Here is a 17330-nt window from a genome sequence, read left to right on the forward strand (position 1 = left end):
CCTCAGGGGCGCTCGGTGGTCACTCGGTGGTCGCTCGGTGGCCAGGAGCCGACCGGCTTGTCGGGGACCTCGATGCACGGCACGAAGGCGGGACGGGCGGGGGTTGTGGTCACGCTCGGGCCTCCTCGCGGTGGGCGGGCGACAGGCATGGCGATCACGAGATGTGAGAGATCTACTACTCAGCGTAGCTTTGCTGTCGAGAGCCTTGTCAACCGGAGGCCGGCCTCCGGTTGACGCCTCGGCCCGTGGCTGACCGAGCGGCGTTGCTCAGGGGCGGCCGGCGGTCTCCCGGTGCGCCTCGATGGTGACGGCGACTCGGATGGCCGAGTCCGACCACGTACGGGCGGCGGCGTCCGGGTCGCCCGCACGGATGGCGTCGGCGAGGGCGCGCAGGAGCTCGGCGGTGGTGGCCAGGCCGCACCGGTTCAGCCGGGCGGCGGTGCCGTCCAGGCGGGAGAGGACGGGGCCGTCCGCGTGGCGCAGGCCCCGGTGGGCGGTGTCGGCGAGGGCGGCGAGCGCCTCGGCGAGGCCGGCGGTGACAGGGTCGGCCGACGGCGGCGCGGCGGGGCCGAGGGCGGCGGAGCCGGCGCCGGGGGCGAGGTCGGGGACCACGACGGTGCCGCCCGCGAGGAGCGCGACGGGCTCCAGGACGGTGCGGCCGGCGGCGCGCCGGACGGTGGCGCTGACGTGGGTGACGGTGCCCGTGCCGAGCGCCGCGGCGACCGCGTCGAGGGCGCCGGGGCAGGCCGGGTCGTACGTGGCGGCGAGGGTGGCGGGGTTGCCGGCGGCGTCGCGGACCGCGGCCTCCAGACGCTGCTCGGCCGCGTCGTACCGGACCTCCTCGACGGCGGAGAGCCGCACCACGTGCAGCGACTCGGCGGCGATCCGGGGCCGGATCAGCCGCGGCGGCCGGCCTTCGAGGGTGCGCAGGTGGGCGTCGAGGTCGGTGAGCAGCAGCGGGGCGGGCAGGTCGGTCCAGGCGCCGCCGACCGGGGTGACGGTGGTGCCGGCGATCCGGCCCCGACCGAGGCCGAGTTCGCGGGCGGCGCTGCGGACGGCGCTCTCGCTGACCACGTTGCCGGTGGCGAGGGCGTCGAGGCGGTGGCCGGCGACGCGGCGGGCGGCCAGCTGGTGGCCGGTGGGCGGGCGGCCGTCGGCGGGGACGTCCCAGCTGCGGCGCAGCACCAGGACGGTGCCCGCGGCGGGGTGGGCGAGGAGGAGCTCGGCGGACCTGGTCGTCGCGGTGCCGCGTATCCGGCAGCCCAGCGCGGTGAGGCGGACCCGGCGCAGCGGGGTCTCGGCGGCCTCGCGGACACCGAGCACCTCCGGCCGTGACGTGCCCGGGTGGGCGGCGGCGCGGTGACGGGCGTGCAGTTCGGCCAGGAGCAGGGCCAGCTCCTCGGGCCGGTGGTCGGCGGACCGGGCGGCGTACGCGTCGAGCTGGCCGACCAGCTCGGCGACCACGCCGGCCGGCCAGTGCAGGGAACGGTCGGCGAGCTCGCCGCGCACCCGGTGGAGGTCGGCGGTGAGGACCGGCCCGGCGTGCACGGAACCGTCGAGCAGCAGCTCGCGGGCGAGATCGAGGGCGGCGTCCAGGACCGGCGGGATGCCGGGATCGGGCGCGGAACGGCCGCCGAGCGTGACGGTCGGGCGGCCGTCGGCGGCCCGGAAGGCCCAGACCGCGAGGGCGATCATCTCGCCCCGGCGGTCCTGCGCGGCGTCGGTGACCGCGAAGCCCAGCTCGCCGGGGACGGGGAACCGGACCGTGCAGGCGGCGAGTTCGGCGACCGGCTGCGGATCGTCCGGGCGCGCGTGGTGCAGCCGCGCGGTGTAGCCGCGCTCCAGCGTCCGGCGGGCGGCGGCCACGGCGCGGGCGCCGACGGCGGCGGTCAGCGCCTCGTCGTCCAGCGCGCCGGGGGACCAGCCGGGAGCGGGCGCGGGGGTGTCCGGAGCGGCGGGGCCGGGGCCGGGATCCGGTGGGGCGGGGGTGTCGTCGGCGGCGGCGCGCTGGTGGGCGAGGACCAGCGCGATCCGGTGGCGGCACACGCCCGGGGCGGCGCAGGTGCAGCTGCCGCCGTCCAGCCCGGTGCCGGGCGGCAGCGCGACGACGCTGCCGTCGGGGCAGGTGCCGCGCAGCGTGCCGTCCGGATCGAGCGAGGGCACCGGTCCGTCCCCGGCGGCGACCTCCCGGGCGGCGCGCTTGACCAGGCCGCGGTTGGCCAGCGCGGCCAGCGTGTCCGCGTCCAGGGCCAGCAGGTCGACGCGGACGGCGGCGGTCACCGGCCGAGCCTCTCGGCGACGAACTCGGCCAGCATCCCCGGCGTCATGGCCCCCACCTGCGCGCCGACGTCGGCGAGCTGCCCGGCGAGCTCCCGGTCGTACGCGGGGGCGGCCTCCTCGTCGAGCGCGGCGAGGCCGAGCACGGTGGCGCCCTGCCCGGTCAGCGAGCGGACGGTGCGCAGCAGCCGGTACCGGTCGCCGCCCTCGTAGAAGTCGCTGATCACCGCGAGGACCGTGCGTCGCGGGTTCTCCACCAGCCCGGCCGCGTAGTCGACCGCGCGGGCGATGTCGGTGCCGCCGCCGAGCTGGACCCGCATCAGCAGCTCCACCGGGTCGGTGACCTCGGAGGTGAGGTCCACCACCTGGGTGTCGAAGGCGACCAGATGGGTCTTCAGCCCGGGCAGGTTCCACAGGCAGGCCGCGGTCACCGCGGAGTGGATCACCGACCCCACCATCGACCCGGACTGGTCGACGAGCAGGATCAGCTGCCACTGCTCCAGGTGCCGGCGGGTGCGGGAGTGGAAGTGCGGGCGCTCGATCAGGATCCGCCGCTCGGAGGGGCGGTAGCGGCCGAGATTGGCCCGGACGGTGCGGCGGAAGTCGAAGTCGCGGGCCAGCGGGCGCCGGCTGGGGCGGGCCGACCGGGCACCCGTGAACGCCTGGCGCAGCTCCGGGGTGAGGCGTTCCATCAGCTGCCGCACCACCGCGGCCACGATCCGGCGGGCCTGGCCGAGCAGCTGCCCGTTCATCAGGTGCTTGGTGCGGAGCACCGCGCGCAGCAGGGCGGCGCTCGGCTCGACCCGCTCCAGCACGGTCGGATCGGTGACGATCTCGTCGATCCCGTAGTGCTCGACGGCGTCGCGCTCCAGGCGCTCGATCGTCTCGCGGGGGAAGAGACGGTGGACGTCGTCCAGCCAGTCGACGGCGGTGACCCGCGACGGCCCCAGGCCGGCGCTGCGGACGCCACGGCGGTCGAGGTCCTCGTCGCGGCCGTACAGCCACTCCAGGGCGGCGTCGCGGGCGGCGCCGTCGGTACCCGGGCGGCCGGTCCACGGCTCGGCGGGGGAGCCGAGGACCAGGCGCCAGCGCTCCAGGGCGGGATCGGGCGCGGTCGCGGGGGCCGGCTCGGGGGAGGTCACCGGGTGCTCCGCAGGCCGTGGCGGTCGAGCAGGGCGGTCACGTTCTCCTCCAGGGCGCGGGCGGCGGCCAGGTGCAGGGGGTCGGCGGTGGTGCGGAGCAGGGCGCGGGCGGAGCCGCGCAGGCCGCGGCGCTCGATCAGACGGCGCGCGATCCGCTCGCGTTCGCGCGGCGGGAACCAGGCGAACGCCTGGCGCAGGGCGGGGAGGGCGGTGAGGAACTCGGCGTCGGTGAGGTCGGCGAGGACGGAGTCCACGGCGGCCAGCAGGGAGCCGTCGCCCGCGTCGGCGGAGACCTCCTCCCGGGCGAGTGCGAACAGGCCGGCCAGCCAGTCGCCGAGCGTGCCGGGGTCTCCCGCGGCGTGCAGGGCGGCGGAGGCGAGGCCGGGGTCGGCGGTGGGGGTGAGGCCGGGATCGGCGGTGGGGGCGAGGGTGAGGTGGAGGCCGCGGGCGGCGCCGCGGAGGTCGGCCGGGGTGTGGGGGTCGCGGGCGATGCGGAGGGCGAGGGCGGTGGTGTCCTCGGCGGTGACGGTGAGCAGGCCGGGGGCGTGGCGGAGGGCGTCGCGGACGGCGACGAGGGCCGCGAGGCGGGCGGGGTCGGTGCCGGAGCGGCCGTGTGCGCCCTCGACCAGCCACAGGATGCGGCCGACCGCGCCGTCGATGACGGAGGCCAGCAGGGGGCTGCGGGCGGTGCCGTACACGCGGTCGTGCCGCCAGAGGCCGAGAGCGGTGGAGAGGACGCCGCCGAGGGCGCCGGGGTCGGGGTGGCGGGCGAGGGTGGCGGTGAGCGTGGTGAGGAGGCGGTCGGTGAGGGTGGTGGCGCCGCACAGCACGGTGTCGAAGAGCAGCGCGGCGAGTCCGGTGTCCGTCGGCTCGGTGGTGCGGGCGCGCTCGGCGAGGACGGTGGCGGCGGCCTCGTCGAGGGTCGCGCCGTACGCCCCGGCCTCGATCAGGGCGGCGTCGCGGCCGCTGTCCGGTCCGGCCTCCCAGCGTTCGGAGGTGACCGGGTCGCCGCCGTGGGCGGGGCCGGCGGTGCGGTGGCGGCCCGGCACGCCGAGGACGCGCAGCCGGTGCAGGGTGCGGCTGGCGGCCAGACCCTCCTCGGTGGTGAGCTCGCAGGTCAGCGGGCGGGTGCCGGTGGCGCCGATGGCGGCGAGCCGGGCGGCGGCGTCGTGGACCAGCGGCGGGGCGGGGGTGTCGGGGTGCAGCCGCCCGGTGCGGGAGCCGCTGCATGCGGCGACCATCTCGACCACCACCGGATGGCTGCCCGGCGCCAGCGGGGCGCGCTCCGACCAGGGCAGCGGCTGGGGCAGGTCGTCCTTGACCAACGCGCCGGCCAGGCCGTCGAGCACGTCGGTGCGGGCCGGCACCGGGTGGCCGCGCAGCGCGGCGAGGCCGCCGGTGAGCGCGGCGGCGGCGACCAGGTCGGCGGTGGAGACGGGGTGGTGGCGCCCGCGCAGGCGTGCGACCACGGACTGCCGCAGGTGGTCGGCGGCGACCTCGGGGCCGTCCTCCCACAGCTGCTGGTAGTAGGCGGGCGAGGGCATGCCGGACTGGTAGCCCGCGAAGGCGTCGAGCTGCCGGAACGAGTACGGCACCAGGTAGCTGCCGGAGACGGCGCCGGGCGGCGGCGCGGGCAGCGCGGGCCGCCCGGGGGCCTCCGCGGGGCGGGCGGCGAGGGCGCGCAGGGCGGGCGTGTGGAAGCCGCCGGTGACCACCAGCACGGTCGCGGCCCCCGCCTCGGCGACGACGGCGCGCACCCAGTCCGCCATGTACGCCTCGCGGGCCCGGTCGCCCTCGTCCGCGTCGGCGTCGCCGCGGACCAGGTCGAAGTAGGCGTCCAGGCGCTCGGCGAGCCCGTCCGCCGGCGCCACCTCGAACAGGCCGTCCCACAGGGCGTCCACCGAGCCGGTGCCGAAGCGTTCGCACAGCCGGGCGGTGGCCTCGGCGTACCGGGCCTCCGCGTCGGCGTACCGGTTGGCGCGCAGCTCGAACGCCGGGTGCCAGGACGGCAGGTCGACGAAGAGCACCTCCGCGCCGACCGCCCGCCCCTCCCGCAGCGCCACCCACTCGGGCGAGTAGTCGCACAGCGGTGCCCAGGTGGTCGCGGTGCGATCGGCGTCGCGGTAGTGGCTGAACACGGCGATCGGCAGACGGTGGCCGAGGGTCAGCTCGTCCAGCCGGCCGTTGAGGTCGGCCGGGCCCTCGACGAGCACGTACGCGGGCCGCAGCCGCCGGACGGTGTCCGCCACCAGACGGGCGCAGGCGGGGGAGTGGTGGCGGATTCCGAGGAAGACCGCGGGCATCAGCCGGCCAGCAGGTGGCGGGCGTCGTGCACGGCCTGCCAGTGCGGGCCGCGCCGCCGCGGGACCCGCTGCTCCAGGTAGCGGCGCAGCCGGGCCAGGTCCTCCGGGCTGTCCTTGGCGGCGGTGCCGGCCAGGCTGGCGACCAGGTCGGCCGCGTTGCCGGCCTCGCCGCGCAGGTACCAGCCGCGCAGCCCGACCGCGTGGGCGACCGAGACTGCTTCGGCGGTGCTCATCACCGTGGACGGGCGGTCGCCGCCCTCGCCGGCCCGCAGCTCGCGGAAGGCGGTGACCAGCACCTCCAGCAGGTCCCGGTCGGGCGCCGCCGTCACCCCCGAGCGGCGCAGCAGGTGCCCGGACTCGGCCTCGACCAGGGCGAGTTCGGTGTCCAGGTCGGGGATGGGGAAGACCGTCTCGAAGTTGAACCGGCGCTTGAGCGCCGCGCTCATCTCGTTCACCCCCCGGTCGCGGGTGTTGGCGGTGGCGATCACGTTGAAGCCCTGCCTGGCGAAGACCATGCCCTCCGGCCCGTCCAGTTCGGGGATCGCCACCACCCGCTCGGAGAGCAGGGACAGCAGCGAGTCCTGCACCTCCAGCGGGCAGCGGGTGATCTCCTCGAACCGGACCAGCCGCCCCTCGGCCATGCCGCGCAGCATCGGCGCGGGCACCAGCGAGCGGGTGGAGGGGCCCTCGGAGACCAGCAGGGCGTAGTTCCACGAGTACTTGATCTGGTCCTCGGTGGTCGCCGCGCCGCCCTGCACGGTCAGCCGGGAGGTGCCGCTGACCGCCGCCGCGATCAGCTCCGACAGCAGCGACTTGGCGGTGCCCGGCTCGCCGACCAGCAGCAGGCCGCGGTTGGTGGCCAGGGTCACGAGGGCGCGCTCGACCAGCGCCGGGTGGCCGACGAACTTGCGGGCGATGCCGGCCGCCTCGTCGCCGACGATGAACCGGCGGGCCGCGCGCAGGCTCAGCTCCCAGCCCGGCGGGCGCGGGTCGCGGTCCTCGGCGCGCAGCGCCGCCAGCTCCCCGGCGTACCGGACCTCGGCGGGCGGCCGCTGGAGCTGCTCCTCGGCGGTGGTGGTCATGGCGGACTTCCCGGTGTGGTTCGCGTGGCTGTCGGTGGGGTGGCTGTCGGTGGGGTGGTGCGCCGTCACGGCGTGGTCAGCTCGGTCAGGTCGGCGATCACCTCGGAGGCGGTCACCGGGTCGAGCTCGGCGAAGGTCGGGAAGGTCCGGTTGTGAGTCCAGTAGTCGTTCGGGCGGACGTCGATCCACACCGTCTCCACCCGCTGCTCGGGATACACGTCGTGCATGCCGACCGCGATGCCGTGCTCCGGGGCGAGCACCACGTAGCGGTTGGGCCCGACCCGGCGCGACAGCCAGCGCTCCACACCGTTGTCCTGGGGCTCGCCGCGCTGCCAGCCGCGCCGCTCCATGCCGACCAGTCGGGCGGTGGGCAGCACCGGACCGTTCTCGAAGCGGGTCAGGCGGTGGCCCGCCCGCTCCTCGTCGCTCAGCGCGTACACCGGGCGGCCGAGCTGACGGAACGGCTGCAGGATCTCGTAGTCGGCGAACAGCTCCGACCAGGCGGCCAGGTCGTCGCCGAGCAGCAGCGGGTGGGCCAGTTTGACGGTGGCCCCGGCGGGCAGGGCGAACACCTCGTCCTGGACGTCCGCCAGGGTGCGGTCCTCGGCGACCCGGAACGCCGTGGTGGCGCCGTCCGCCTCGGCCAGCCACACCAGCCGGCGCACCAGGTGCCACAGCAGCGGGTGCCCGACGAAGAGCTGCTGGAACTCCTCCGCCGTCCACGACCGCTGGGTGACCATCGCGTCCTCCAGGCGGCGGATCTGGTCTCCCGCCACCGTGCGGACGTCCTTTTTCAACGCGGCGAAGCGCTTGCGCTCGGCCGGGGCCAGCTCGGCGTCGTCGCGCGCCCCCGGGGTCGGCAGGTCCTTGCGGCGGGTGCCGTCCGCGTCCAGCACGTACGGCTTGAGCTGCTCGTCGAAGCCCACCGTGAAGGTCCGGGTGCCGTAGTCGACGACGGTGGTCCCGTCGGCATCCAGCCCGAAGTCGGGCACCAGACGGTCGGACAGCTGCTCCCCGGACAGGCCGAGCCCGGCCGCCACCTCGGCGATCTTCTCCTGCGCCCGCGCCTTGAGCGCCTTGAACCTCACCCGCTGCGCGATGCCGTGCAGGTGCAGCAGGGCGACGTCGCTGCCGATCGCGGCCAGTACCTCCAGGCCGTCCACCGCGCGGTGGTGCGCCCCCTCGCCCGGCCACGCCCGGAGGAGCGGCGTCAGCCGGCGGACCGTCTCGTCGTCACCCAGCCGGCCGAGCACGTGCAGCGCCCACCCGTCCTGGGACGGCATGCCCGCCAGCCGCCACTGCTCGAACACCGCCCAGCCGAAGTCCGTCAACGACCGGGGCTCGCACACCTGCGCCACCTGGTCGAGGCCCGGGTAGACCGCCCCCGGCTTGGACAGCGCGAGCATGGTGAGCACGTGCCGCACCGCCTCCGCGGGCAGCGCGCCGCCACCGCCGCGCACCAGCAGCTGGGGCAGCATCATCGGCTCCGCCCAGTCACCGGGCTGAGGCACCTTCGCGGGCAGCACGTTCACCAGCGGGTCGGCCGACAGCAGCGCACCGACCACCTCCTCCGCCTCCGGCCCGTACTCGCCGGCCACGGCGCGCACCGCCGGTGCGCCGTGCGCGGCACCGATCAGCCGCAGGGCCTGTTCGGCGCCGCGCCGGGCCGTACCGGCCTTCCCGGTGGCGGCGGGCACCAACAGACGGGCCGCGTCCAGTCCGTGCCGGGCGAACCAGGAACGGGCGGCGTCGCCCGCCGACTTGAGGCGCACCAGCCAGTCCGCCATCGTCACGGCCACCCGGACGTCCAGGTACGGCAGCAGCAGCGACGCGTGCGTGGCCGGGTGCTGCAGCGCGGAGGCCAGGACCGGGTCGAGCGCGTCCCGCTCGAAGCGCGCGGCGACCCGGCGCAGCGCGCCCACGGCGTCCCAGACGTACTCCTCGCCGCGCCACTGCGAGATCAGCGGCCGGCCCAGCTCCTCGTCGCCGTACGCGAACAGCGCCAGTTCCTCGTGCCGGTTGGACCGGGACCGGGCGCCGCCGGACGTCCCGCTCGCGGCCCGGATCGTGCCGGCGATCCGCTGCCAGTCGCCGTCCGACCAGCGCGCGTACCACGACTCGGAGGCCGCCCACGTCTCCCGCTCACCCGGCAGCCAACGCAGCTGCGGCTCCTCCGGCGCGGTGAGGCCGGTCAGCACGCGGGGCCTGGCGGTGGAGCGCGGACGGGTCCACGGCGGGCTGGTGAACAGCTCCGGCAGCGAGTCGGGGCGGACGTCCGCCACCCGGCCGCCCAGGTCGGTGAGCGGCTCGACCAGGGCCGCCTGCTCCGGCGGCAGCTGCGGCAGCAGTTCGAGCGCGGTCGCGCGGTGGGCGGCGACGTGGGCGGTGAGGAGCTGGCGGGCGAGCCGCTGCACGGCCGGCTCGGCGGCCTCCGCGGCGGCCTCCGCGAGGAGGCGCAGAGCACGTCGGGGGAAGCGGCGCATGGCCGCCACCAGGGCTCCGCGGGCCGCCTTGTCGTTCTCCTGGTGGGTCAGCAGCCCCCGGAAGCCCTCGTCGGAGGGAAGCTCGGCGATCGCGTTCAGCAGCTGCTTCTGCTTGTCGCTGTAGAGGTAGTCGCTGGCCAGGGCGTGCAGTAGCAGCGGTGCGGCGCCGCCCCCGAGACCCTCCGCCACGGTCGCGATGATCTCGGCGGACCAGCCGTCCCAGCCCAGGCTCGGCAGCTGGGGCAGCTTCTTCAGTGGCTCGGCGGAGGACAGCGAGCACAGCAGCATCGACCGCTCGGCCGTGCCCAGCCGCGCGGCCGACTCCGCGCACTCCTCGGCCCAGGCGGACTCGGACGGCACCAGGTACGCCGCCACCACCAGGCGGGACAGGTCGGCCCGGCGGTCGGACAGGGCCTCGACCGCCGCGCGGTGGGTCTTCTCGTCGCACGCCGCCAGCAGCGACCGGACGCGGTCCGCGGCGGGGCGGTACATCGCGGTCGTCCGCATGCCCGCGCGTCGGAGGCGCGGGTTGACGGCGCGGGAGTTGTGCCAGTCGGTCTCGACGGCCACCGTGAACAGCTCGACGGTGGCCCTGGCCGCGAACGGCAGGCCGAACTCCGCCACCCAGGCGTCCACGGCCGTCCGGATCCTGTTGTCGGTGGAGCTCGCGAACACCGCGGCCAGCACCGCCGCACCGACCGGGTCCCGACCGCCGGAGTGGTGGGCACGGGCGGCCTCGACGAGCTCCGCGTCACTGCGGTCCGAGGTGAGCGCCTGCTCCAGCCAGTCGTCCATCGACCTCAGCGCGGCGTGGTAGCCGTTCACCGCGTCCTTCACCAGGGCGCTCGGTGGGCGCGGGACGCCGCCCCGGCGGGGGATCACGACCCGGCGCCAGGCCTCCGGCAGGACGAAGGCGTCCTCGTCGACCGGGGCGTCCAGGGGCTCGGGGGCGGCGGCGGGCGTGGCGGGCGCGGCCGAGGCGGTCGCCACGACGGGCTGCGGGGTGGAGGCCGCGCCGACGCCGTTCTCGCGGTAGCCCTTGCGCTCCTTCTCGGCGACCGTCCTGGCGAAGTGCGCCTGCGCCGCCTCCGCGGTCGGGAACTCCTTGCTCTGCTCCCGCCCGTCGGTGCCGGTCCGGCCGTAGCGCACGGTCACCACGGCACCGTCGACCGCGGCCTCCCAGAACTTGTCCGAGCCGCCCTCGACGAACTCCCAGCGCCGCACAGCTCCGCCCCTCTCCTCGAACGGTTGATCAGGTGAGGAACAGTAGCGAAGCCCACTGACAGGTCACCCGGCGGACCGCCCGGCGGGGTCGGTCCCACCGGAGGAACCAGCTGCGCGCCGATCAGTGACTCTGCGTACTCGGCGAGGCGGCCGGCCTGTCCGTGAAGGGGGAGCGGTTCGCCGCCGCGATCGCCGTGCCGTGGCCAGGGGGCTGTCGCGAGGTGTGGGCATTCGCCGGTGGCGGGCTCAGCGGCAGCGCCGTACCCAGTAGGCGTAGGTGACGGCCAGTAGCAGCGGACCCCACAGGAGCATCAGGGCCTGGCAGCACACTCCCAGTACCCGCCACGAGTCGTTGGTGTAGTGCAGGCCGGGGATGACACCGAGGATCGCGAGCCACCACTCGACCAGTACGCCGGTCAGCACCAGCCCGCCGAGGGTCGCCGGCACGATCGCCGCGGCCGGTGCCACCCGCCGACCGCCGATCACCGGGACCCAGCCGGGCACGACCTCGCCCCACCCACGCACCAGGCCGATGGAGAGCAGGGCGAGGCACTCGGAGACCGTGCTCAGGGTGAACACGTACGGCGCGATCACCCACCAGCTGTACGTCTTCTCCTGCACCGTCCCCATGGTGAAGCCGACCGCGAACGGCAGCCGCCACAGGCACGCGGGCAGTCCCACCAGAGGGATGGCCCGCGCCATGGCGGTGGCCCAGCGCGGCACGGGTCGCTCGGTGCCGTCTGCGGGGGGAGCGGCCGAGGGCGTGGTCGTCGTCTTCATGCTCACTACCCTCGGCGTCAGCCGATTCGCCGGCGTCGTCCCGGTGAATGATGCCGGTGCCTCTGGAGGGGGAGCCGTCCGGGACTCCAGTGGTCCGGCGGGAGGAGAGTACGTCCGATGGCACGGCCGAACCGGCGCGCGGCCGTCTGGACATCGCGGTCGAGCCGAACCGCAGCCTCCCGAGCGGCGCAGGGCGGCGTCGTGTCCGGCGCGCGTCAGGCGCCCGGCGGCCGGGTGCCCGGACCGTCGGGGCCCGAGCGTTCGGCGTGCTCGGCGATGGAGCGGGTGGCGGCATCAGGCAGACCGAGGTGCTGGGCGAGCTGGTCGGGGCGATGGCCCTGGAGGGCCAGCAGGTACGCGGTGTGGACGCGTGCGTCGTAGGCGACCTCGGGGGAGGTGGTGGCGGCGAAGTCGCGGTGGCGGGCAGATGCACTTCAACACCGGATACCGCCCCGAAGCCGTCGCCCCTGGTGGAGCGCTTCGCCCGGACCTTCGCCGACCACGACGCCGTCATCACCCCCTCCGCCTCCTGCGCCGGCATGATCCGCGACAACCATCCCATCCTCGCCGAGCAGCACGGCAACCCCCGAATCCGAGCCGAGGTCGCCGAACTGGCGCCCAGGGTCCACGAGTTCACCGAGTTCCTGACCGACGTCCTCGGGGTGACGGACGTTGGCGCCCGCTTCCCGCACACGGTCGCCTACCACCCCACCTGTCACTCCCTGCGCGGCCTGCGCCTGGGTGACCGGCCGCAGCGACTGCTGCGCGCCGTCGAGGACCTCGACCTGGTCGACCTGTCGGACGCCGATTCCTGCTGCGGCTTCGGCGGCACCTTCGCCGTCAGGAACGCCGAGACCTCCGCCGCGATGCTCGCGGACAAGCTGCGAGGAGCCCTGGACAGCGGCGCCGAGGTGCTGTGCGCGGCCGACAACTCCTGCCTGCTGCACATCGGCGGCGGCCTCTCCCGCCAGGGCGGCAGCGTGCGCACCATGCACCTGGCCGAGATCCTCGCGGCCGGAGAGGGGGATCTTCGTTGAGCACGATGGACAGCCGCGGAGTGGTCTTCCTGGGCAGCCCCGCCTTTCCTGAGGCCGCCCGCACAGCTCTCGCAGACGGCCAGCTGCGCGCCAACCTGAAACGGGCCACCTCCACCATCCGGGACAAGCGCCTCGCCGTAGCCTCGGAGCTGGACGACTGGGAGGCGCTGCGCGAGTCGGCCGCCGCGATCAAGAAGCGCACCGCACGCCATCTCGACCGCTACCTGGTGCGGTTGGAGCAGTCCGTCACGGCGGCGGGCGGCACCGTCCACTGGGCATCGGACGCGGCCGAGGCGAACCGGATCGTCACCGAGCTGGTCCGGGCCACCGGGGAACGGGAGGTGGTGAAGGTCAAGTCCATGGCGACCCAGGAGATCGGCCTCAACGAGCACCTCGCCGGGGCCGGGATCACCGCCTACGAGACCGATCTCGCCGAGCTGATCGTGCAGTTGGGTGACGACCGGCCCTCTCACATCCTCGTCCCGGCGATCCACAGGAACCGCACGGAGATCCGCGAGATCTTCGCCGCCCGGATGGGGGAGTGGGGTCAGCCCGCCCCCGAAGGGCTGGGTGACGCCCCGGCCGAGCTCGCCGAGGCGGCCCGGCGCCAATTGCGGGAGAAGTTCCTCACCGCCAAGGTCGCCGCCACCGTCCTCGACTCCTCGTTCCTGCTCGCCGTCGCCCAGAAGGCGGCCGCGCTCGGCGGCCGGGCGCTCGCCCGGCGTGGCCGGATCGGACGACTGCACGGCTGGTCCGACACCCGCGACACCCCCGCGCCGCCCGCCCAGTCCTTCCGCAGCTGGTGGCGTGAGAACAAGTGTGAGAACAAGGAGGGCCAGTGATGAGCAGCCGCGAGGCCATCCTCGGCCGGATCCGCGCCGCCCTCACCGACGTCCCGGCCGGCGAGACCCCGGACGACGTCCCGGTACCCCGGGCGTACCGTCGGTCGCACCTGGAGCCCGGGCAGGACGGTCTTGAGGGTGCTGTCCTTGGCGAAGGTACCAGTGGCCACCGGGTTTCCCCAGATGACGCCGACCGGATCGCTGCCCTTCGCGGACTTCCGTGCGGACACCGACTGGTGGGGATCCGCCACCAGGCGCAGGAGGAACCCGACCCGCGCGAGCCCGAGTCGCCGCGGTCGGTGACGAGGAGATTCGGCGGGCGTTGGACCGTGTCGCGGCAGCGCCGACTCCCACCGCACCCGCACGATGGCTGAGGGTGAGTCGCCGTTCCGGCGAGGCGTCGGAGGCCCCGGCCGGCTCCACTCCGGTCGCGGCCACCGGCCACCGACCGTACGTCCACGAGGAGTTGACCATGACCGACCGCGATCCCGCCGCCTCCGCCGACCAGGCCGCACGCGAACACGGCCTCGTCGAAAGCGTCGTCGCGAGCTTCGCGAACTGTGCCGACCCGAGGCTGCGGGAGGTGATGAGCTCGCTGACCCGGCACCTGCACGCCTTCATCCGCGAGGTGCGGCTGACCGAGGAGGAGTGGCGCACCGCGATCCGGTTCCTCGCCGAGGCCGGGCGCCTCGCCGGCGACGAGCACCAGGAGCTGGTCCTGCTCTCCGACGTCCTCGGCGCGTCGATGCAGACCGTCGCCGTCAACAACGAGGCGTACGAGCATGCCACCGAGGCCACCGTCCTGGGGCCGTTCTTCGTGACGGACTCCCCGGGCATCCCGCACGGCGGTGACCTCGCGGGTGGTGCGGCGGGCACGCCGTGCTGGGTCGAGGGCACGGTGACCGACACCGACGGGAGCCCTGTCGCCGGAGCGCGCATCGAGGTGTGGGAGGCCGACGAGGACGGCCTCTACGACGTCCAGTACGCCGACGGCCGCGTCGCCGGGCGGGCCCACCTCTACTCGGGCGACGACGGCGGCTACTGCTTCTGGGGCCTCAAGCCCGGTTCGTACCCCGTCCCGCACGACGGGCCGGTCGGCCGACTGCTGGAAGCGGTCGGTCGGTCCCCACAGCGCGTCGAACACCTGCACTACATGGTGACCGCCCCCGGCTACCGCACCCTGGTGACCCAGGCCTTCGTCGAGGGCGACCCCCAACTGCGGCTCGGCGACTCCGTGTTCGGCGTGAAGGACTCGCTCGTCAAGCGGTTCGAGGATCAGCGCCCCGGCACCCCCGGGCCTGACGGCCGGGAACTCGACGGCCAGGCGTGGTCCCGGGTGCGCTTCGACGTCGTCCTCGCCCCACAGCCCTGAAGCCCCACAGCCCTGAAGCCCCACAGTGCTGAGGCCCCACAGCCCTGAAGCCCCGCAGCCCTGAGGGCGGCGTGCGAAGACCCCGGGTGCTCCACCGAGAGCCTGGAGTGGCAGCCGCGCCGGGGAGGATCGGCCCGGGGCAAGGTCATCTGGTCCGAGCAACCACTGACCGCGCCCGAGTGCCTGTTCGAGGCGCTGCCGGGCGTAATTCCGGGAGCGGCGCGGGTCAACGGGTCGCAGCGGGCCGACGAGGAAGACTACGGGAAGACCTGCCCGAGCAGCCGCTGGAAGGCCCTGCGGTCCTCGTCGTCCAGCTGCTCCAGCGCGGTGAGGTCGGTGGTCAGTCGGGCCCGGATCCGCTCGACGGTGCGCTCGCCCTCCGTGGTGAGCACCACGTTCTTGATCCGCCGGTCGGCCGGGTCGGTCTCGCGCCGGACCAGGTCGCGGGCCTGCAGCCGGTCGACGATGCCGGTGACGTTGGAGGCGTCGCAGACGAGCAGCTCGGCGAGGGTGCGCATGGGCATCGGTCGCCGGAGCAGGCCGAGCACCTTGCCCTGCATGAGGGTGAGGCCGTGCTCGCCCGAGGCCACCGCAAAGTGCCGGTAGTACGCGGCCGCGGCGCGCGCCAGCTGGTCCATCAACTGGGCGGGGGTGGGCGGCGCGCTCTCGGTCATGAACCCGAGGATAGCCAGAATGATTGACATCCTCAACCATTGAGGCCTACCGTGAAGCATATTGCTTGAAGGCATCAACCATCTATGTTCTTCACTTCCCCCCCCTTGCTGGAGCTCTGCCATGACTTCCGCCCTGTTCGTCGTCACCGGCGCCGCCCACTGGACCCTGGCCGACGGCACCAAGCACCCCACCGGCTACTGGGCCGAGGAACTCGCCGAGCCGCACCGCGTCTTCCGGGCCGCCGGGTACGAGATCACCATCGCCACGCCGGGCGGCGCCCCGGCCCCGATCGACCCGGCCAGCCTGACTCCCGAGGCCGGCGGCGACCCGCGCCACGCCGACTACCTCGACGGCATCCGGGCCGACCTGGACCACCCCGCCCGCCTGGAGGACATCGACCCGGACGCCTACGACCTGGTCTTCTACCCCGGCGGCCACGGCCCGATGGAGGACCTCGCGGTCAACGAGACCTCCGGCCGTCTGCTCACCCGCGCCCTCGACGCCGGCACGCCGCTCGGTGTGGTCTGCCACGCTCCCGCCGCACTGCTCGCCGCCCGCCGGGCGGACGGCAGCTGGCCGTTCGCCGGGTACCGGATGACGGGCTTCACCAACGCCGAGGAGCAGGCCGCCGGATTCGCCGACCGGGCCGTCTGGCTGCTCCAGGACCGGCTGACCGAACTCGGCGCCGACTTCGCCGAGGCCGCCCCCTTCACCCCGCACCTCGTCACCGACCGCGGCCTGTTCACCGGCCAGAACCCGGCCTCCTCCGCCGCCGTCGCCCACGCCATGGTCGACGCACTCGCCACCGACCCGGCCACCGTGGTGGCCCGGCTGCGCGCGCACTTCGGCTCCGGCCGCACCAAGCCGCTCGCCTGGCGCCTCGCCCAGCTCGCCGCGCTGCGCACCATGCTCACCGAGCAGAGCGAGGCGCTCGTGGACGCCCTTCACGCCGACCTCGGCAAGGGCCGCCAGGAGGCCTACCGCACCGAGGTCGGCTTCGCGCTGAACGAACTCGACCACACCGTCGCGCACCTCGGGGAGTGGCTGCGCCCGCGCCCGGCCGCCGTGCCGGAGGCACTCCAGCCCGCCGAGGCCAAGGTGGTGCGCGACCCGCTCGGCGTGGTGCTGGTGATCGCGCCGTGGAACTATCCGCTGCAGCTCGCCATCACCCCGCTGATCGGCGCCCTGGCGGCCGGCAACGCCGCTGTGGTCAAGCCCAGCGAGCTCGCCCCGGCCACCTCGGCCGCGATGGCCCGACTGCTGCCGCGCTACCTGGACCGCCAGGCCGTCGCGGTGGTCGAGGGCGCCGTGCCGGAGACCACCGCCCTGCTCGACCAGCGCTTCGACTCGATCTTCTACACCGGCAACGGCGCGGTCGGCCGCATCGTGATGGCCGCCGCCGCGAAGCACCTCACCCCGGTCACCCTGGAGCTCGGCGGCAAGAGCCCGGTCGTCGTCGAGCCCGGCGTCGACCTGGCCGTCGCCGCCCAGCGGATCGCCCGCGGCAAGTTCATGAACGCCGGCCAGACCTGCGTCGCCCCGGACTACGTACTGGCCGTCGGCGACACCGCCTCCACGCTGGAGACGCGGCTGGTCGAAGCGGTCCGCGCGACCTACGGCGACGACCCCGCGACCGCGCCCGAGTACGGACGGATCGTCAACGAGCGGCACTTCGACCGCCTCACCGCCCTGCTCGGCGACGGCCGGGTGGTCACCGGCGGCGAACACGACCGAGCCCAGCGCTACATCGCGCCCACCGTGCTCGCCGACGTCGAGCCGACCGCCCCGGTGATGCGGGCCGAGATCTTCGGCCCGGTGCTGCCGATCATCAGCGTGCCCGACCTCGACGCGGCGATCGCCTTCATCAACGAGCGCGACAAGCCGCTAGCCCTGTACGCCTTCACCGAGTCCGAGCGGACCAAGCAGCGGCTCATCGAGGAGACCTCGTCCGGCGCGCTCACCTTCGGCCTGCCAGTCTCCCACCTGACCATGCCCGACCTGCCGTTCGGCGGCGTCGGGGAGAGCGGCATGGGCCGCTACCACGGCGAGTACTCGATCGAGACCTTCAGCCACCCGAAGGCCGTACTGGACAAGCCGATGTCCTGAACCGCTC

The 17330-nt window shown here is 75.0% G+C and carries 9 protein-coding genes and 2 pseudogenes; 4 read left to right on the forward strand and 7 right to left on the reverse strand.

Annotated elements, in window-relative coordinates; all coding sequences use genetic code 11:
• Positions 1 to 267 precede the first annotated feature (267 nt).
• From RZ50_RS27935 to RZ50_RS27960, 6 genes are all read right to left on the reverse strand, one after another.
• Positions 268 to 2280: a hypothetical protein gene (locus tag RZ50_RS27935; RefSeq protein WP_196948427.1), complete on the reverse strand. Its 2013-nt coding sequence runs from the start codon at positions 2278 to 2280 to the stop codon at positions 268 to 270.
• Positions 2277 to 3419, reverse strand: coding sequence for a VWA domain-containing protein (locus RZ50_RS27940; protein ID WP_196948426.1), 1143 nt, complete (start codon positions 3417 to 3419; stop codon positions 2277 to 2279). The genes RZ50_RS27935 and RZ50_RS27940 overlap by 4 nt, the downstream gene beginning before the upstream one ends.
• Positions 3416 to 5722: a DUF5682 family protein gene (locus tag RZ50_RS27945; protein ID WP_196948425.1), complete on the reverse strand. Its 2307-nt coding sequence runs from the start codon at positions 5720 to 5722 to the stop codon at positions 3416 to 3418. The genes RZ50_RS27940 and RZ50_RS27945 overlap by 4 nt, the downstream gene beginning before the upstream one ends.
• A complete protein-coding gene (locus RZ50_RS27950; protein WP_196948444.1) occupies positions 5722 to 6804 on the reverse strand; it encodes an AAA family ATPase in 1083 nt (360 codons plus the stop codon). The genes RZ50_RS27945 and RZ50_RS27950 overlap by 1 nt, the downstream gene beginning before the upstream one ends.
• 65 nt (positions 6805 to 6869) lie before the next feature.
• Entirely contained in the window at positions 6870 to 10511 is a 3642-nt protein-coding gene (locus tag RZ50_RS30265) for a DUF4132 domain-containing protein (RefSeq protein ID WP_196948424.1), read from the reverse strand.
• Between the two features lie 246 nt (positions 10512 to 10757).
• A complete protein-coding gene (locus tag RZ50_RS27960) occupies positions 10758 to 11291 on the reverse strand; it encodes a hypothetical protein (protein ID WP_196948423.1) in 534 nt (177 codons plus the stop codon).
• Positions 11292 to 11712: 421 nt separating this feature from the next.
• Here RZ50_RS27960 and RZ50_RS27965 point away from each other — a divergent pair.
• The 3 genes and pseudogenes from RZ50_RS27965 to RZ50_RS27975 form a co-directional block, all read left to right on the forward strand.
• Positions 11713 to 12328 (forward strand): annotated as a pseudogene (locus RZ50_RS27965) ((Fe-S)-binding protein); the annotation flags it as partial.
• 5 nt (positions 12329 to 12333) lie between these two features.
• Positions 12334 to 13005: pseudogene (locus tag RZ50_RS27970) on the forward strand (LUD domain-containing protein); the annotation flags it as partial.
• Positions 13006 to 13642: 637 nt separating this feature from the next.
• The gene (locus RZ50_RS27975; RefSeq protein WP_196948442.1) at positions 13643 to 14542 is read left to right on the forward strand and encodes a dioxygenase; all 900 of its coding nucleotides are present in this window, start codon (positions 13643 to 13645) and stop codon (positions 14540 to 14542) included.
• Positions 14543 to 14799: 257 nt separating this feature from the next.
• On the opposite strand, the gene RZ50_RS27980 is transcribed toward RZ50_RS27975, so the two are convergent.
• Positions 14800 to 15216, reverse strand: a complete 417-nt coding sequence (locus RZ50_RS27980) for a MarR family winged helix-turn-helix transcriptional regulator (protein WP_196948422.1) — start codon at positions 15214 to 15216, stop codon at positions 14800 to 14802.
• A 121-nt stretch (positions 15217 to 15337) separates the two neighbouring features.
• Here RZ50_RS27980 and RZ50_RS27985 point away from each other — a divergent pair, with 121 nt between their 5' ends.
• On the forward strand, positions 15338 to 17323 hold the full coding sequence (locus RZ50_RS27985) for an aldehyde dehydrogenase family protein (protein WP_196948421.1): 1986 nt from the start codon (positions 15338 to 15340) through the stop codon (positions 17321 to 17323).
• The last annotated feature ends 7 nt before the right edge of the window (positions 17324 to 17330 follow it).

The organism is Kitasatospora sp. SUK 42, from assembly GCF_015776785.2.
GTDB lineage: Bacteria > Actinomycetota > Actinomycetes > Streptomycetales > Streptomycetaceae > Kitasatospora.